15 protein-coding genes and 1 riboswitch are annotated in these 17,389 nt (G+C 41.0%); of the genes, 1 reads left to right on the top strand and 14 read right to left on the bottom strand.

Going from position 1 to position 17,389, the window contains the following annotated elements:
* Nucleotides 1-139: 139 nt before the first annotated feature.
* The 6 genes from ACZ11_RS18375 to ACZ11_RS18350 form a co-directional block, all read right to left on the bottom strand.
* Nucleotides 140-772, bottom strand: coding sequence for a TetR/AcrR family transcriptional regulator (locus ACZ11_RS18375; RefSeq protein WP_049667994.1), 633 nt, complete (start codon nucleotides 770-772; stop codon nucleotides 140-142).
* 3 nt (nucleotides 773-775) lie between these two features.
* The gene (locus tag ACZ11_RS18370) at nucleotides 776-1,912 is read right to left on the bottom strand and encodes an acyl-CoA dehydrogenase (RefSeq protein ID WP_049667993.1); all 1,137 of its coding nucleotides are present in this window, start codon (nucleotides 1,910-1,912) and stop codon (nucleotides 776-778) included.
* 151 nt (nucleotides 1,913-2,063) lie between these two features.
* Nucleotides 2,064-3,200, bottom strand: a complete 1,137-nt coding sequence (locus tag ACZ11_RS18365; protein ID WP_049667992.1) for an acyl-CoA dehydrogenase — start codon at nucleotides 3,198-3,200, stop codon at nucleotides 2,064-2,066.
* A gap of 69 nt (nucleotides 3,201-3,269) precedes the next feature.
* Nucleotides 3,270-4,121, bottom strand: coding sequence for a 3-hydroxybutyryl-CoA dehydrogenase (locus ACZ11_RS18360; RefSeq protein WP_049667991.1), 852 nt, complete (start codon nucleotides 4,119-4,121; stop codon nucleotides 3,270-3,272).
* Nucleotides 4,121-5,326: an acetyl-CoA C-acetyltransferase gene (locus ACZ11_RS18355; protein WP_049667990.1), complete on the bottom strand. Its 1,206-nt coding sequence runs from the start codon at nucleotides 5,324-5,326 to the stop codon at nucleotides 4,121-4,123. The genes ACZ11_RS18360 and ACZ11_RS18355 overlap by 1 nt, the downstream gene beginning before the upstream one ends.
* Before the next feature lie 198 nt (nucleotides 5,327-5,524).
* The gene (locus ACZ11_RS18350) at nucleotides 5,525-7,747 is read right to left on the bottom strand and encodes a heterodisulfide reductase-related iron-sulfur binding cluster (protein ID WP_049667989.1); all 2,223 of its coding nucleotides are present in this window, start codon (nucleotides 7,745-7,747) and stop codon (nucleotides 5,525-5,527) included.
* Between the two features lie 297 nt (nucleotides 7,748-8,044).
* On the opposite strand from ACZ11_RS18350, the gene ACZ11_RS26435 reads away from it, so the two are divergent.
* Nucleotides 8,045-8,200 (top strand): hypothetical protein, encoded by a 156-nt coding sequence (locus ACZ11_RS26435; RefSeq protein ID WP_161804481.1) that lies wholly within the window; start codon nucleotides 8,045-8,047, stop codon nucleotides 8,198-8,200.
* A gap of 254 nt (nucleotides 8,201-8,454) precedes the next feature.
* On the opposite strand, the gene ACZ11_RS18345 is transcribed toward ACZ11_RS26435, so the two are convergent.
* From ACZ11_RS18345 to ACZ11_RS26705, 8 genes are all read right to left on the bottom strand, one after another.
* Entirely contained in the window at nucleotides 8,455-9,018 is a 564-nt protein-coding gene (locus ACZ11_RS18345) for a cob(I)yrinic acid a,c-diamide adenosyltransferase (protein ID WP_049667988.1), read from the bottom strand.
* A 183-nt stretch (nucleotides 9,019-9,201) separates the two neighbouring features.
* Nucleotides 9,202-10,677, bottom strand: coding sequence for an adenosylcobinamide amidohydrolase (locus ACZ11_RS18340; protein WP_049667987.1), 1,476 nt, complete (start codon nucleotides 10,675-10,677; stop codon nucleotides 9,202-9,204).
* Nucleotides 10,674-11,675 (bottom strand): FecCD family ABC transporter permease, encoded by a 1,002-nt coding sequence (locus tag ACZ11_RS18335; protein WP_049667986.1) that lies wholly within the window; start codon nucleotides 11,673-11,675, stop codon nucleotides 10,674-10,676. The genes ACZ11_RS18340 and ACZ11_RS18335 overlap by 4 nt, the downstream gene beginning before the upstream one ends.
* Nucleotides 11,672-12,637 (bottom strand): ABC transporter substrate-binding protein, encoded by a 966-nt coding sequence (locus ACZ11_RS18330; protein ID WP_049667985.1) that lies wholly within the window; start codon nucleotides 12,635-12,637, stop codon nucleotides 11,672-11,674. Before ACZ11_RS18330 ends, ACZ11_RS18335 begins: the two co-directional genes overlap by 4 nt.
* 271 nt (nucleotides 12,638-12,908) lie before the next feature.
* Nucleotides 12,909-13,091: riboswitch (cobalamin riboswitch) on the bottom strand.
* A gap of 85 nt (nucleotides 13,092-13,176) precedes the next feature.
* Complete coding sequence (locus ACZ11_RS18325; RefSeq protein WP_049667984.1) at nucleotides 13,177-14,844, bottom strand: acyl-CoA dehydrogenase family protein; 1,668 nt, start codon at nucleotides 14,842-14,844, stop codon at nucleotides 13,177-13,179.
* Between the two features lies 1 nt (nucleotide 14,845).
* The gene (locus ACZ11_RS18320; protein WP_049667983.1) at nucleotides 14,846-16,348 is read right to left on the bottom strand and encodes a class I adenylate-forming enzyme family protein; all 1,503 of its coding nucleotides are present in this window, start codon (nucleotides 16,346-16,348) and stop codon (nucleotides 14,846-14,848) included.
* Nucleotides 16,341-16,730, bottom strand: coding sequence for a MerR family transcriptional regulator (locus ACZ11_RS18315; protein WP_049667982.1), 390 nt, complete (start codon nucleotides 16,728-16,730; stop codon nucleotides 16,341-16,343). The genes ACZ11_RS18320 and ACZ11_RS18315 overlap by 8 nt, the downstream gene beginning before the upstream one ends.
* Nucleotides 16,731-16,923: 193 nt before the next feature.
* Nucleotides 16,924-17,136 (bottom strand): hypothetical protein, encoded by a 213-nt coding sequence (locus ACZ11_RS26705; protein ID WP_236690906.1) that lies wholly within the window; start codon nucleotides 17,134-17,136, stop codon nucleotides 16,924-16,926.
* Nucleotides 17,137-17,389: the final 253 nt, after the last annotated feature.

Raw genomic sequence — 17,389 nt, 5'->3', positions numbered from 1 at the left:
AACTTCCCCTGGAAAGGAACCACTTCCGAAATCATCTCATCACCTTCAAAGGTGGAGTTAACTTCTTAATGAAGATAAAAAAAGTCGGTAATTGCAATGTCGCTCTATGCAATTACCGACAACCCCTTTACGGAACTTATTAGAACCCCTTTATGCCTGAAATAAACAATGTTATTTGCATTTCAATAAATTCGTCAATAGAGTGCTGACGATGGAGCGCCCATTTACGGAATGCCCAGCTTTGTCCAGAAACGACTAAGTTATTTGCTGCCAAGTGAATTTGTTTATCCGTCATCGTTATTTCACCCGATTGCACACAGCGTTGTAGTAATCGCTCAAAAGTACCAACCATTTCAAACTCTTTACTAAATACATAACGCTGTGCTTCTTTGGACAATGATTTAGTTTCCTGATACATGATTGTCATCTCATCAACCATACTATCAATTTGCAAGAAATACTCTCGAATCATTTCCTTTAACTCTTCTATAGTTCCTGCCTTTATCTCATAACTTGAAAGTCGCTCCATCGCATGGTGATAAATGCTATCACATACAAGGTAAAGGACGTCTTCCTTGGTACGAATATATTCATATAATGTTCCGATACTAAAGCCTGCAGCTTTTGCGATTTCTCTCGTGGTAGCACGATGAAAACCTTTTTCTTTAAATAATTTAATGGCTCCCTCTATCATTTGTTCTCGACGAATGGCGATGAGATTTTCATCTTTTACCGTTGACTGTACTTGGGGTCTTTTATCTCTTTCTGTCATACGTTACTTTGTCAACATACGAGAGATAACAAGTCGTTGAATCTCTTGTGTACCTTCATAAATTTGTGTGATTTTTGCATCACGCATGAAGCGCTCAACTGGATAATCCTTCGTATAACCATATCCACCAAAGACTTGAACCGCCTCAGTCGTTACATTCATCGCAGTATCGCCAGCCATTAATTTTGCCATTGCAGATGCTTTACCATAAGGTAGACCATTCGATTCCAACCAAGCCGCTTGGTATGTAAGCAGTCGAGATGCTTCAATTTGAGTTGCCATATCCGCTAGTTTAAAGGATACACCTTGGTTGGCAGTAATCGGTTTACCAAACTGCACACGCTCTTTACCGTATTCAACTGCTGCATCCAAAGCCCCTTGTGCAATTCCTACAGCTTGTGCCGCAATACCATTACGTCCTCCATCAAGTGTTGTCATCGCAATTTTGAAGCCTTCTCCCTCAGCTCCAAGCATATTTTCTTTCGGAACGCGACAGTTATCAAAAATAATTTCAGTTGTTGGAGATGAACGAATTCCTAGTTTTTTCTCCTTCTTCCCTACCGAGAAACCTTCAAAGCCAGCTTCAACGATAAAAGCAGTTGTGCCATTTTTAGCTTCTGGATCTGTGACTGCAAATACAACATATGTATCTGCTACTCCACCATTGGTAATGAAAATCTTCGAGCCGTTTAAAATATAATCATCGCCATCACGTTTTGCATATGTTCTCATGCCACCAGCATCAGAGCCTGATCCTGGCTCTGTTAAGCCATATGCACCGATATGTTTACCTTCCGCCATTGGACGAAGATATTTTTGTTTTTGTTCTTCCGTACCGAATTTATAAATCGGCCAACCAGCAAGTGAAGTATGTGCTGATAAAGTAACCCCTGTTGATGCACATACACGTGATAACTCCTCTACAGCAATGACATATGCAAGATAATCAAAACCTGCACCGCCGTATTCTTCTGGCCATGGAATACCTGTTAAGCCTAGCTCCGCCATTTTATCAAAAATTGCACGGTCAAACTCTTCGTTCTCGTCACGTTCAGCTGCTGTTGGTGCTACTTCATTAATAGCAAAATCACGAATCATTTCGCGTAATTGTTCATGCTCTTCTGATAATTGAAAGTTCATTGTCCATTTCCCCTTTTTCGTTAGAGTTTGTTAGTGCTTTGATTGTTGATTTCAATTTTTGATAATGTTTCTGGGTTATCGCTTCGGGAAACTGATCAGTACCCGAGCTTTTTCCTTGAAGAATATCAACATTGCAACATAACATCAGACCTTATTTAAGTAAATATTTACCAATGACTAGCTTTTGAATTTCACTTGTACCTTCGTATATTTCGGTCACTTTTGCATCTCGGAAATAACGCTCTACTGGATAGTCTTTTGTATAGCCATAGCCACCAAAAATTTGTATAGCGTCTATCGCTGTTTGCACTGCCGTACGAGAGGCAAAAAGTTTCGCCATCGCGGCCTCGGCTCCACACGGTAACCCTTTTGTGCGTAAATCCGCTGCCCGATAGACTAGTAATTTTGCTGCTTCTACAGCAGTCGCCATATCAGCAAGTTTGAAGCCAACACCTTGTTGCGTTGTTATAGGCTTTCCAAATTGAACACGTTCTTTTGCATATGCAGTAGCTGCCTCTAGTGCCGCTTCAGCAATGCCTAGAGCTTGTGCTGCAATTCCAATACGTCCTACATCTAAGTTGGCCATTGCAATTTTAAAGCCTTCCCCTTCCTCCCCAAGAAGGTTCGTGGCCGGAATGCGACAGTTGTCGAATGTTAGTTGAACTGTACGTGAGCCGTGTAAGCCCATTTTATGTTCATCTTTACCTATGATTAAGCCCGGTGTTCCTTTTTCAACAATAAACGCTGAAATACCACGTGTTTTTTCAGTAGGATTCGTTGAGGCAAAGACAATATAAACATCTGCTTCTCCACCGTTTGTAATAAACACCTTGGAGCCGTTGATGACATAGTCATCTCCATCTCGCACCGCTTTAGATTGCAAAGAGCCAGCATCTGAACCCGCGCTAGGCTCTGTTAAACAAAATGCCCCTAAATATTCACCTGCAGCAAGCTTTGGAACATAACGTTTCTTCTGTTCATCGTTGCCGAAATAAATAATGGGATTTGTTCCAACCGAGGTATGCACAGATAAAATAACCCCCATTACTGCGCTAACCTTCGATAGTTCATTGATAGCAATTATGTACGATGTAAAATCCATCGCTGAGCCGCCTAATTCCTCAGGCGTCGTAATCCCCATTAAACCTAATTCTCCCATTTGTGCAAGGAGCTCACGAGGGAACTCTCCTGCCTCCATACGTTCTACCCATGGTTCAATTTTATCCTGAGCAAAATTACGAACCATATCACGCATCATTATTTGTTCATCTGTAAATTGTAAATGCATCTATAATGTCACCCCTGTACGTTGTCCCGTTGCAGTACACTTCGTTTGAATCGTCCCATCCCCATAGGATTATTCATAAACGTAAAAACCTCTTCCAGATTTTTTACCTAGCCATCCAGCTGCCACATATTTACGAAGCAATGGACAAGGTCTATATTTACTATCACCTAAGCCCTCATGTAAAATCTCCATGATGGATAGACATGTATCCAGACCAATAAAGTCTGCCAATGTTAATGGCCCCATCGGATGATTCATTCCGAGTTTCATCACATCATCAATAGCTTCTTTCGATGCTACACCCTCATATAATGCGTAGATCGCTTCATTAATCATCGGTAATAAAATACGATTCGAAATAAAGCCTGGGAAGTCATTTACTTCCACTGGAGTTTTCGATAATTTTACTGTCATTTCTTCAACCGCTTTGTAGACTTCATCACTTGTTGCTAACCCTCTAATAATTTCTACTAGCTTCATAACAGGTACCGGATTCATAAAGTGCATACCAATCACTTGCTCTGGACGATTTGTTACAGCTGCAATTTCCGTAATTGGTAAAGATGATGTATTCGTAGCTAAAATGGCATGTGCCGGTGCAATCTGATCAATTTGCTTAAAGATGGATTGCTTTATTTCCATATTTTCCACTGCTGCCTCGATGATAATATCTACGTCACTAGCATCCTGTAAATCTAGTGACATACTAATACGACCTAGAATGGCCACCTTTTCATCCTCAGTTTTACGACCCTTTTCGACATCACGTGTCAGGTTTTTCGTAATTACTCCTAAACCGCGTTCGAAAAATTCTTGCTTCATGTCGTTCAGTTTGACATCATAACCAGCTTGTGCACAAACTTGTGCAATGCCGGAGCCCATTTGCCCAGCGCCAATAACCATTACTTTTTGAATTCCCATCATTCGTGTCCCCCTGTTTTCGGTACTTCAATCATAATTGCATCGCCTTGCCCTCCACCTGAGCAGATAGCAGCAATTCCGATACCACCGCCTCGGCGCTTTAATTCATGAGCAAGCGTTAAAATAATACGTGCTCCAGATGCTCCGATTGGATGACCTAGTGCAACTGCACCACCGTTAACATTGACCTTTTCAGCATCTAAATCCGCCAACTGCTTGCTGACAAGAGCTACCGCTGCAAATGCTTCATTGATTTCGATTAATTCAATGTCAGCTAATGATTTCCCCGTCTTTTTCAGTAATTTGTTAATGACAAGCCCTGGTGTTTGCGGGAAGTTCTCTGGCTCAATAGCAATCTCTGCGTGACCGATAATAAAAGCAAGTGGCTCTCTGCCTTCACGAATTGCACGTTCCTCACTCATTACTACTAGGGCACATGCACCATCATTAACGCCAGGTGCATTACCTGCTGTAATTGTTCCATCCTTGTCAAAGGCTGGTTTGAGTTTTGCAAGTACCTCCATTGACGTACCAGCTCTTGGTGCCTCGTCTGTATTGACTTGAAGCGGTTCTCCCTTACGTTGTGGAATTTCCACAGGCACGATTTCTTCAGCAAAGTAACCTTTTTCAATTGCTGCAAGTGCACGTTCATGACTGCGAACAGACCAAGCATCCTGCTCCTCACGGCTTAACGAATATTCTTTAGCAGTTACATTACCGTAGCTTCCCATATGCGGCCTTGCCTTATTAAAAGCACATGTTAAGCCATCATATAGCATGCCATCCACCATTGTTGAGTCGCCCATGCGTAACCCTGTTCGACCATTTTGTAAATAATACGGTGCATTTGACATGGACTCCATACCACCAGCGATAATTACTTCTTCGTCCCCTAATCGAATTAGCTGATCTGCTAGTGTTACAGCACGCATCCCTGAAGCACAAACCTTGTTAATCGTTTCTGTTTTCACTGCTATTGGTAAACTTGCTTTGATCGCAGCCTGCCTTGAAGGAATTTGGCCCTGCCCCCCTTGTAAAACGGAGCCTAAAATTACTTCGTTCACTTCATCAGGCGAAATATTCGCTTTCTCAAGTGCCCCTTTTATGGCGATTGCACCTAGATCACTTGCGCTTAATGCTGATAATGAACCACCAAACTTACCAAATGCAGTTCTTGCTCCTGCTAAAATTACAGCTCTATTCAAGTAAAACACCCCTTTTGTTTTACGTTCTAGAAGAAGTATTAGAGCACCTGCGTTGACTGAACGCTCGCTCGACCTCTTGCGATGAAAAATGGGAGTTTATAGTTCAACTCCCATCTCCATTTAATCTTATTCTACAAAACAATTATTTATTGTGCAATTTATATTTTTCAGATAACCGAAATATTTCTGCAATAAACATCATTTTTCTGCGTTAGTTTCCGCATTCTCGTTTTGTTCGACACTGTCCACAGAAGCAACTACTTCTTCAACCATTACATCTGCTGCTTCTTCAACAGATTCCTCGACAGCTTTCACTTTTTCACCAAATACAGAACGCTCTAATAGTTCTGCAACATCAAATGTACCGATTGAATCCTCAACCTCTTTTGCCTTTGTACCATCCTCAAGCATTGTTAAGCAGTAAGGACATCCAGAAGAGATAACGGATGCATCAGTCGCTAAAGCTTGTTCTGTTCGTGCTACGTTAATACGGTTGCCGACATGCTCTTCCATCCACATTAAACCGCCACCTGCACCACAGCACATTGCCGTTTCACGATTACGCTCCATTTCCACAAGCTTAACACCTGGGATGCCACGTAATATCTCGCGTGGTGCATCATAAACATCGTTATAACGACCTAAATAACAAGAATCGTGGAAAACAATCGTTTCATGAACTTCGAAATTTAACGCCAGACGATTTTCATCAATCAATTGATTCAATAGTTCAGTATGATGGTAGACCTCGCCCTTCCAGCCAAAGTCTTGGTATTCATTTTTAAAGATATTGTATGCGTGCGGGTCAATCGTAACGATTTTCTTCACGTCGTTTTTCTCAAATTCATCGATATTTGCTGTTGCCAGCTCTTGGAATAAGAACTCATTTCCTAAACGACGAGGAGTGTCCCCTGAGTTTTTCTCTTTATTTCCTAAAATCGCAAACTTCACGCCTGCTTCGTTTAATAAACGACAGAAAGCTAATGCAATTTTTTGCGAGCGGTTATCAAACGCACCCATTGAACCTACCCAGAATAAATATTCCATTTCCTCGCCTGACTTCTTCAGCTCTTTTACTGTCGGAATATGAATTGTTGGATCTAGGTCACGCCAATTTTCTTTTTCTTTACGGTTTAAGCCCCAAGGATTACCTTGACGCTCGATATTCGTCATCGCGCGTTGTGCATCAGGGTTTACTTTTCCTTCAGTCATTGTTAAGTAACGACGTAAATCAATAATTTTATCAACATGCTCGTTCATAACAGGACATTGATCCTCACAGTTACGACAAGTTGTACATGCCCAAATCTCTGATTCTGTAATAACATCGCCAATTAAAGAAGGGTTGTAGATATCTTCAATGACTGCCCCCTCTGCGCCAGCTGCCATCGCTAACTGATTCCCCTTTGTATTAGCGAAGAATTGATAAGGAACCCAAGGCTTTTGCTTTGTTACAACAGCACCTGTAAATGTTAAATGATCACGAAGCTTCACGATTAAATCCATTGGTGATAGCATTTTCCCTGTTCCTGATGCTGGACACATATTTGTACAGCGTCCACACTCTACACAGGAATATAAATCTAGCATTTGTTTTTGTGTAAAATCTTGAATACGTCCAACACCAATTGCCGGCATATCCTCTTCATCTTCAGCATTTTCTAATGCTTCAAAGTCGATCGGTGTTAATGTACCTGTACGATCTAAACGGTTCATGTACACATTGATCGGACTTACAATCAAGTGGAAGTGCTTCGATTGTGGTACATACACTAAGAATGTCAAAAGAATTAATAAGTGCGCCCACCACATTACATAGAAAACAACAGCCGCTGCTGATGCTGGTAAGAAGCTAAAAATAGCAGCAATGCCAGAAGCAACTGGCTCTGTATAAGTTAATTCTTCACCATGCCAAATTATTCCCATACCATTTGCAAGTAATGTAGATACCATTAACCCGCCAATGAAAATTAAGACAAGACCATTTTTCCAGCCTCGTTTTAGACGTACTAGCTTTTCAACATAGCGTCGGTAAAACGCCCACACAACTGCCACTAAAATCATTAATACGACAAGCTCTTGGAAGAATGTGAACACACTGTAGAAAACGCCAAGCGGTAAATGTGATCCAGGTGCTAACCCCTTCCAAATTAAATCAATGGCACCTAGCTGCACCATCAAAAATCCATAGAAAAACATGACGTGAATTAAACCACTCTTTGGATCTTTTAATAGCTTATTTTGGCCAAGTACATTGACCATAAGATAACCAACTCGTTCTTTAACACTTTCATCAAACTCAACCTTTTTCCCCAATTGCACAAACTTATAGCGTGTTTTTAACAGATAGAAGAACAATCCTACTGCATAAAGCACAACCACGACTGTTAGAACAATGTTTGCAATTACTAATGGACTCATGGTTGGTCCCCCCTTTAGTTCGTCGTAATTTTCTCTCTTTGTGATAAATTTTCTAGCTCATACGTAAATGTACTTCATTCCATCATTATATTCCTATTCTAATAAATGAGTGAGCATTCAGTCAACATAAAACGGAAATATTTCTGATAATTTTATATTCTTACATTTTACAAGAAAAAAAGCCACCCTGAATTTTTCAAAGTGACCACTTTTTTACTTTCTTTATAATACTAATTCTCACCATAACGTGTGGTTGATTCCCGCTCCGCTACAGGGTCTCGAGCCAACAGATGTTTTTTGCGCGAAAGCGTAGTGCTAACGAAGCGGCAGCAAAAGGGGTTCATTCTGTGCGAAAGCGTAGTGCAACGAAGCGACAGCAACAGCACCGATGTTGGTCACGAAGGCGTTATCACAGGACGTGATGGTTTTAGCCTTCGTTCATCTATTCGCTGATCCCCAAGTCGCCCTTAGTTGATAAAAACTGAAATTGTTCCGATAAAACGAGAAAACATTCCGATAAAAGCTGAAATTGTTCCGATAAAATAAGATTTTGTTCCGATAAATCTTAAAAGTATTTACAAAAAAAAATGAATTCATCACAAAAACGTGAAGTTGATTTCCGTTCCGACTGAGCGCTTTCCCGGGAGCGTCCGATGAGCCGCTTCACTCGCGCAGCTCAATGTCATCCACAACTTTTGGTGATCAAGTTATTTTTTAAAGACATTGCCACTTCGAATATATTCGATATCCGCGACATTCAATCGATGATTTACAACCCGTGCTACTGCAAATAAATAATCAGATAGACGGTTTAAATATTTTTGTACAATTGTCGGTACGTCTTCGATTTCCTTCATAAGCGTTACCATTTGACGCTCTGCTCGACGTGCTACTGTGCGAGCAATGTGTAAAGTTGCAGCTGCTGGCGCACCACCTGGCAGAATAAAGCGTTGTAACGGTGGTGCTTCGTCTGACAATGCATCAATACGTGATTCCAACACTTCTATCGGCTGCTCTGCCAGCTTATAATGACGTTCCTTCATGACGTTAGCAAGGTCTCCACCCGCATCAAAAAGCTCATGCTGAATCGTTTCTAAATCAATTAGAATATCCTTGAATAGCTCACGATCTAGTTCACTGACAGCCTTACCAATAAAAGAATTTAATTCATCGATGGCCCCATATGTTTCAACGCGTAAGCTATCTTTATCAACGCGTCCACCGATAAGACTTGTTTTCCCCGTATCGCCTGTTTTTGTGTAAAGCTTCATTTCTCTCATCTCCTAAAATTATTTTATCAATTTCGCCTTGGCGTAATTGCGTCCGGATTTTGAATTGTGCCCAGGCCTGCACGATGCAGGTCAGTTAGCCGTTTTCGCAGGATGCGAAGGTTTTAGGCTAACATCCTTTTTCATTCCTTTGAAAATCCGTGACATCCGCCGGAGGCATTATCTTCATTCAGCAGATGTTTCTGCTGAATGAAGATAATTTTTTATTGCCTGCACAGTTGTTTCAAAAACACCTTTACCGATAATCTTGCCTACATCAGTAATGGGACCTCCGTACAGCATTTCTTCCCCTTTTTGTGTCGCTGCAATCAATAAACTATCTGTAGCTGTACTTGTCGCAATTGTACCACTAAGTTCATCACGAATATTTTCCGATTGCAATGCCTTTGTTTTCGCCTCGGTAGCTGTCATCATTGCTTGGAAAAACGCTTCTTCTGATAAACAACCATTAACAATAACCCACGTATTTATAGTACCAACATGTGGTTCATCTTGTCTTTCATGTGTACGAGACACATCAACGGCGTTGCCAACTCCGGCCGTAACAGCAACAAGGACGCTGCCAAATGAAGCTTTAAATTCATTAATAGCCACAAGATTTGTTGGGACAGCTGTTAACATGACCACGGTACCTGTAGATGAAAAATGCTCTTTTAGTAAAAATCCAGCGACCTCTTTCTTTACATCGCTAATAACATAATCTATTGGTACAGAGCGATTTAACAGACAATCATACCAACCGATACCCGGATTATGGACAGCTGAGGACACAGCTTTTAAAGGAAATCCTGATTGAAGCTTAATATAACGATCTGTAACAGTGAAATTTTCTTTTGTAATGACAGCACGCTGCTGATGTTCAACTGAGGCTGGCATCATTGTAATTTGAGGCTTTGGAATTTCTGGATGTGCATAAGTTGCAACTCGGGCATGATAAACGTCTTCGATTTGCGAAGCGATTAATACTTCATGCGGCGCCCCAAATGCCCGCATCCGCCCTTCCTCCATTAATAATAATTCATCACAATAGAGGGAAGCTAAATTCATATCATGTAGTACCATAATAACGGTCAAACCACTTTCAATTGCTTCCTTTCGCACCATATCTAAAATCTGACGTTGATGAGCAATATCTAGATGGTTCGTCGGTTCGTCTAGCAGTAATATTTCCGCTGTTTGTGCAAGAGCTTGGGCTACAAAAACTCTTTGCTGTTCACCGCCCGACAAAAATTCCATCGGTGTACGTTCATAGCGTTTCACACCAGTTTGCATCATGGCATGTTGGACTGCCTGTTCATCACGATCAGTCCAGCTTGAAAAGAAGCCTGTTTGATGTGGATAACGTCCAAGTGATACTGCCTCCCGAACACTGTTTGAAAAAGCATTAGCATGTAATTGTGGTAGCACCGCCATTTTTTTTGCTAATGCACGAGCATTGTAAGAACTAATATTTTTATCATCTACTAATATAGTGCCTGCAGTTGCTGGTAATATGCCACTTATTACTTTTAACAGAGTGGATTTTCCGCTACCATTCGGCCCTAAGATTCCTAGTATTTTGCCTTTTTCAACGGAAAAACTTATATCCTGGACGATAGGTACGTCTTCATAGCCGCCGGAAAGATGTTCAACAACAATCATGCCCGTACCCCCTTACTTCTACGTTGCTTATAAAAAATATAGGAAAAAACGGGCGCCCCAATAAATGCAGTAATGACACCAATCGGTAGCTCTCTTGGCACAATAATTGTTCGTGCTATTAAATCACAAATAATCAGCAAAGTTGCCCCATTTAAAAACGATAATGGCAATAAATGACGGTGATCAGAACCCCAAACCATTCTCGTCATATGAGGCACAACTAAACCAACAAAGCCTATCGTTCCAGAAACAGCTACCGCTGCCCCTGTCAACATTGATCCACCCACTAAAATAATATATTTACTGCGCTTAACATTGACACCTAAATGCTTCGCGCGCTCTTCACCATATAACAGAACATTTAACTCACGTCTTTGTGTCCAAAGCATAATTGAGCCAATTATTACAAATGGGATAATCATCTGAACGTATGGCCAACCACGCATCGATACTGAGCCTAGCAGCCATCCGATTACTTGGCGTAGCTCCTCACCAGATAATGCAATCATTAATGAAATCAAGGAACCTAAAAATGAACTAAATATAACCCCTGTTAAAATAAGAGTTTCCATTTTTAGCGAGCGGTCTACTATTCTAGCAAAGCCCATGACAGCTACCATCGTTAATATGGCACCTATCATACTAAAGGTCGGCAATGTAAAATGGCCTACTACAGGTAGAGATATACTAAAAAAAATCGTCAAGACTGCGCCAACTGATGCACCAGAGGAAACACCTAACGTATAAGGATCAGCCAAAGGGTTTTTTAATAAGCCTTGAAAAGCTGCCCCTGCAATTGCAAGTGACGCCCCTACAAGCCCTGCTAGCAGGACTCGGGGTAATCGAATTTTCCATAAAATATTGGCAGCTGTTTCATCAGCCGCCTTACTCCACAATACTTCTAGTGGAATATGAACCGAGCCTATCGCTACACCACACCAGATGCTAATGATTAGAAGCGTAATTGCTGTTACATAGGCTACAATTGTTTTACTCATTTAAACTCCTCAGGGTAGACGGCTTTCGCTAATTCCTCAAGACCATCTGCTAAACGCGGACCTTGACGACTTGTTATATTTTCATCTACTTGTACTATGGCTTTATTTTTTACTGCCGTAATTGTCTCAAAGCCTGCACGTTGTGGAATTTTCTTTAAAATATCTGGTACATAATTATATGCCACAACAATGACATCTGGATTTTTCGTGATAATTTGTTCAGCATCAATTTGATACCAGTCATTTACATCTGCTGCCACATTTTCGGCATGAATCATTTCTAGCATTTCATTCATAAATGTACCTTTTCCAGTTGTATAAATTTGTGGCTCATCAGAAGATTCTACAAAGACTTTCTTTGGCTCAACACCGTCAAGTTTCGTTTCAATCTCTTTAACTTTCGCCTTCATATTTGCAACAATTTTTTTAGCTTCTTCTAGTTTGCCTGTTGCTTGACCAAGCTGTTCAATCGTTGTGTAAGTTTCATTAAAGTTTTTTGCATCCGCTACAACAAATACTTTTACACCTGCAGCCTCAAGCTGTTCAATTGCTCCTTTTGAATTCCCCATACCCGATGCATGTGCAAAAACGATATCTGGCGATAACGCAATAATTTTTTCAACATTGTAATCCATACCGCCAACCTTATCTTTTTTAGTGGCCTCTGCTGGATAATCATCATTGTCTGTCACACCAACTATTTCATCATTTAAGCCAAGACCAAATAAAATTTCTGTGTTACTCGGAATGAGAGAGACAATCTTTTCAGGAGGCTCCTCTAGCGTAATATCCTTACCAGTAGCATCCGTTATCTTCATTGGGAATGTTGCTTGATCTACTTTTGTTGTCTCTTGTTGCTCAGAGGATGACGGCTTTTCATTTGTCGCCTCTTTAGTATTACATGCAGCCAGCAAGCCAAGAGCTAAAAATGCTGATAATCCTATTTTCCAAATTTTCTTCATGTGAATCCTCCTTAGTCTATTTGTGCATATAGATTTTAACGATTTGTTTTTCTGATTTATCGATGCATTTTAATTTTTATCTTCTAATATCGTGGGTTTATCAACTAACATTGTGGGTTTATCAACTAACATTGTGAGTTTATCGCCCACTTTTTTAAATTTATCGACATTCATCTTCCAAAACAAATACCCCTCATCATGAAACAATGAGGGGGTCAAATTTGCACAAAAATACATATACAAAATCCACCATCCTATCCTCGTAGGCTATAACGTGTTTTCTATAAAGGCAGGTCTCCTGGCTCGTGCTCCATACGCTTTTTCAAGCCTTCCCGAAATTTTCAGTGGCGCAGATTGAAAAAACTCACACATACAGTGGCGGGACCGCATCGGAATTACACCGATTTCCCTTTTCACTTTACTTAAGTAAAGAACCTTTATAATATTCAGTTGATTGTATTATACATGAAAATTAAAGAAGTCGCCTCCATTCGAGACGACTTCTAATCAATCAATTATGCCCAGCATACTTAAAGAAGTTAAACTATATCTGAAAAATACTGTACCGTTTTCATTGGTGCACCCATTTCTCGCAATGCCCATGTGTTCTCCAAATAAATATCTGCTAGCTTCTCATATTTGCCGCCGAATCTTTGTGCCCATTCGACTGCTACCACACTTTCATATAAATGCGCCATTTTCTCTGCGACCTTTTTTGCCTCAAACGTTTTCGTTGCATCATCTAAACGGCTAAATGTTTGCAAAGTTGAATCTAGTTTTGCTAATTGCTCCGCTACAATTTCGACTAATGGATCGTCAGCTAGTTTTTCTAGACGTTCTTCCATGACACGAACAAACATTTCGTGCACATGGAACTTTTCAACTAAACGAATGAGCTCTAAAGCTAAAATATTCGCAGTTCCCTCCCACACAGTAAGTACCTGTGCATCTCGTAATAATCGAGGTGTAACAAAATCTTCAATATAGCCGTTTCCGCCATGTAATTCAATGGCTTCACTTGCATAGTGTACAGCTTGCTCTGCCGTTTCTTTTTTCATGATAGCAATATACAAGCGATTCAAAATGATGTCTTCTTTATTCCCCTGCCCACTAGTTACTTTATCGTACAGCTGAATAAGATCAAAAACCGTGGCAACTTCTACATGAAGCTTTGCAGCGAATTTCCCTAGTGTGTCCTGAATCATAGGATATTGCGTTAAAGGCTTACCGAAGGCATGACGATTTGTCACATAATGCTTCGCCTCTAAATAGCCGCGGCGCATAATTCCGATAGAAGCAACCGCATTGCAAATTCTTGATAAATTAAGCGCCTCTAGCATATAGTAAATTCCCTTATTTGGGTCACCTACAACATATGCTAGCGCACCATCAAATTCCACTTCACCAGAAGGTACTGCTCTAACACCAAGTTTATCCTTTAAACGACGAATGCGTAGGTTATTAACAGTGCCATCTTCTTTTCGCCATGGAACTGCAAACAATGTTAAGCCCTTTGAGCCTACATGAGCCCCTTCCATGCGTGCCAATACCATGGTTACTCCACACATTCCTACGTTAGATGCAAAATATTTCTCCCCATATAAACGATACTGATTGCCGTCCTTTCTTGCCTCCACAACATTCGCCCCAACATCAGAGCCACCTTGTCGCTCCGTTAAAAATGTTGCTCCCTCATATAGCTCTGTATCTCCTGTTGCACATACATGTGATAAAAAGCGCTCCTTCACCTCATCACTTGCATAATGATCAAGCAAATAAGCAGTTGCCATTGTTAAAGTAACAGGACAGTAAAAACCTGGCTCAGCATGTGAAAGTATATAGCCTTGAGCAAAGCTATAAACATAATTGCCCTTTCTACCTAATTGCGGAATATCCTTATGCACATAACCAACAATGCCGGTATTGTACGTCTCTTCAATTGTTTTTTTATAACCATCGTTGACCCAAATCTCTGACACTTCTTCACCATAGGCATTATACCTTTGTAATCGAGGTTCACCCTCTCTATCCGTATGTTTGGCTCTCGCATCAATATCTCCAGCACAAAGCTCACCGAAATCTGTTAGCTCACGTGTTGCATATTCCATAAACTCTTTATCTAGCATCATTTCTAAAACTTTATGAAGTGTATCATTATCTTTAAAAAAGTTTTTTGTTTTCATTTCTTCCTGCTGTAAAACTTTCATGCTATCTCACCTCTTGCCCCTTCAAGGATTGTTTTAGTATTTTGCCCGATGCATTTCGTGGTAGCGCTTCCACACGTTCAAATATGCGTGGAACTTTATATTTAGCAAGATGCTCCTCCAAATAAGTTTTAAGTTCGTCCTCGTCAATTTCCGCTTTAGAGGCATAAACAGCCTTCACCGTTTCTCCCCACTCCGGATGTGGCACACCGACTACAGCCACTTCAAATATCCCCTCATAGCTCAACATACTATCTTCAATTTCTTTCGGATAAACATTCACACCGCCTGAAAAAATGACATCCTTTTTACGATCGACAATCCAAATATAGCCCTCCTCATCTAGGCGAGCTAAGTCACCTGTTTTCAGCCAGCCATCTATAAATGCAGCCTTCGTTGCAGTATCATCCTTGTAATAGCCCAGCATATTGCCCTCACCGAATATCACAATTTCTCCTACGTCACCAACACCGACATCTTCTCCATTGTCGTTAATAATACGCAGCTCTGCTCCCAGTGGTGCACGCCGACCAACGCTCCCCGCCTTCGTTGTATGCTCTTCACCAAATAATATTGAACCGTTTGGTCCAGCCTCTGTTAAGCCATAAACACACGTTAAATTTTCTGTTCTGAAAGCTTTTTGTAAATGGCGAACTTCATTTTGTGATAACGGCGCTCCACCATAAGCCCACCATTTCATCGATGACAAATCAGTTGTTTGCAATCTTGACAGTTGGGCAGTTAACAAATAAGCAACTGGTGCGCCAAAGAAATGCGTCGTTCGTTCCTGCTCAATTGAATCAATAAATAAATCAGGTGTAAATGTTGGCGTTAGCACATTTGTCGAGCCTACAAATACTCCTGCCATTAAAAATAAATGTAATGGGGCTGAATGCGTCAACGGCATCATAAGAAGGATCCGACTTTCTGGCTTTACTTCCATTTCCACTGCAATCATTTGCGCTACAGTTAAAATATTGCGATAGCTAAACAAGACACCCTTTGGTTTTCCCGTTGTACCCGAAGTATATAAAATCGTTGAAACATCATCTTCATTCAACTGGCAATCAATTGTTTGAATGCTTGCATGTTGAATAAGAGCTTCATAGTTTAGCCAACCATCCTGCTCTTGACCTATTTTGATTTTTAAAGGAATTACCGTGATATTTTCGACCGCTGCAAAAATTGCCTCATGTACTAGAATAGCTTTAGCATCAGCATGCTGCGCTACATACTCAACCTCTTGCAGCGTAAATTTCGCATTTACTGGAACGACAATAGCTCCAATACGCTGAATAGCAAAATAGCTAACAACAAACTCTACAACATTAGGCATAAAAATGATTACTTTATCGCCTTGCCGGACCCCCTGCTCTAACAAAGCATGACTAAGACGTGTCACTTGCTCATCTAAATCACGATAAGTCACTCGTCTGCCCTGACAAACAACAGCTTCACTCATAGGGTACTTTCGCGCATTGCGTGCTAACAAATTCGAACTATTCATCGTCCATCTCTCCCTTTAAAGTCGCTAATTTTTCTGTAAACATGCCTTGTAATTGCTGTATCTCCTTTTTAATCTGTACAAGCTCTGCAATTTTGCCATCAATCTCTTGAATTTTTTGCTCCCCATATTCGACCGTACGCTCCAACTGCTGAATGCCCGTACGATCATAATCAAACAGCAATACCATCTCCTTGATTTCCTCAAGTGAAAAACCGTAACGCTTCCCCCGGAAAATTAGCTTAAGCTTCGCTAATTCTTTTTTTGAAAAGGTTCGCTGATTAGTAGATGATCGATTAGGATTAAGCAGCCCCAGCTCCTCATAATAACGAATTGTCCGTGTTGAAACATTAAACTGCTTAGCCACTTCCTGAATCGTCCTCAATATCATCTCCCCCTTCCGATTTTCATTCAGTATACCATTGACGTTAACGTAAACTTCAACAAGATATCTGATTTTTAAAGAAAATTATTGATTTAAGTAGATGAATCAAGATTTTTCGGTAGTGCCGTTCTTCAGTTTGGCGGGGCTTTCCGTGCTTTGACGGTTCTTTCCGTCATTTTGCCTGTTCTATCCATCACTTTGCTGGTTCTATCCACGATTTTATCGGTTCTATCCACGATTTTGCTGGTTCTATCCACACTTTGCTGATTCTATCCGTCACTTTGGCGGTTCCTTCCGTCGCTTCGACGGTTCTTTCCGTCATTTTGCCTGTTCTATCCACCACTTTGACCTTTCTATCCACGATTTTATCGGTTCTATCCACGACTTTGCTGGTTCTATCCGTCACTTTGGCGGTTCCTTCCGTCGCCTCGGTGGGGCTTTCCGTCACTTCAGCTTCTTTCCGTCACTTCGAGAATTCTTTCCGCCGCTCTGGCGAATCCTTCCGTCGCTTCGAAGATCCTTTCCGTCGCTCTGGCAGTTCCTTCCGCCGCTCTGGCGAATCCTTCCGTCGCTTCGAAGATTCTTTCCGTCGCTCTGGCGGTTCCTTCCGTCGCTCCAACGATCCTTTCCGTCACTTCGGATTCTTTCCGTCGCTCCAA

It is taken from the genome of Lysinibacillus xylanilyticus, assembly GCF_001183605.1.
Lineage (GTDB): Bacteria > Bacillota > Bacilli > Bacillales_A > Planococcaceae > Lysinibacillus > Lysinibacillus xylanilyticus.
The sequence above is the reverse complement of the archived record's forward strand: the minus strand, read 5'-3'. Positions and strand labels throughout refer to the sequence as shown.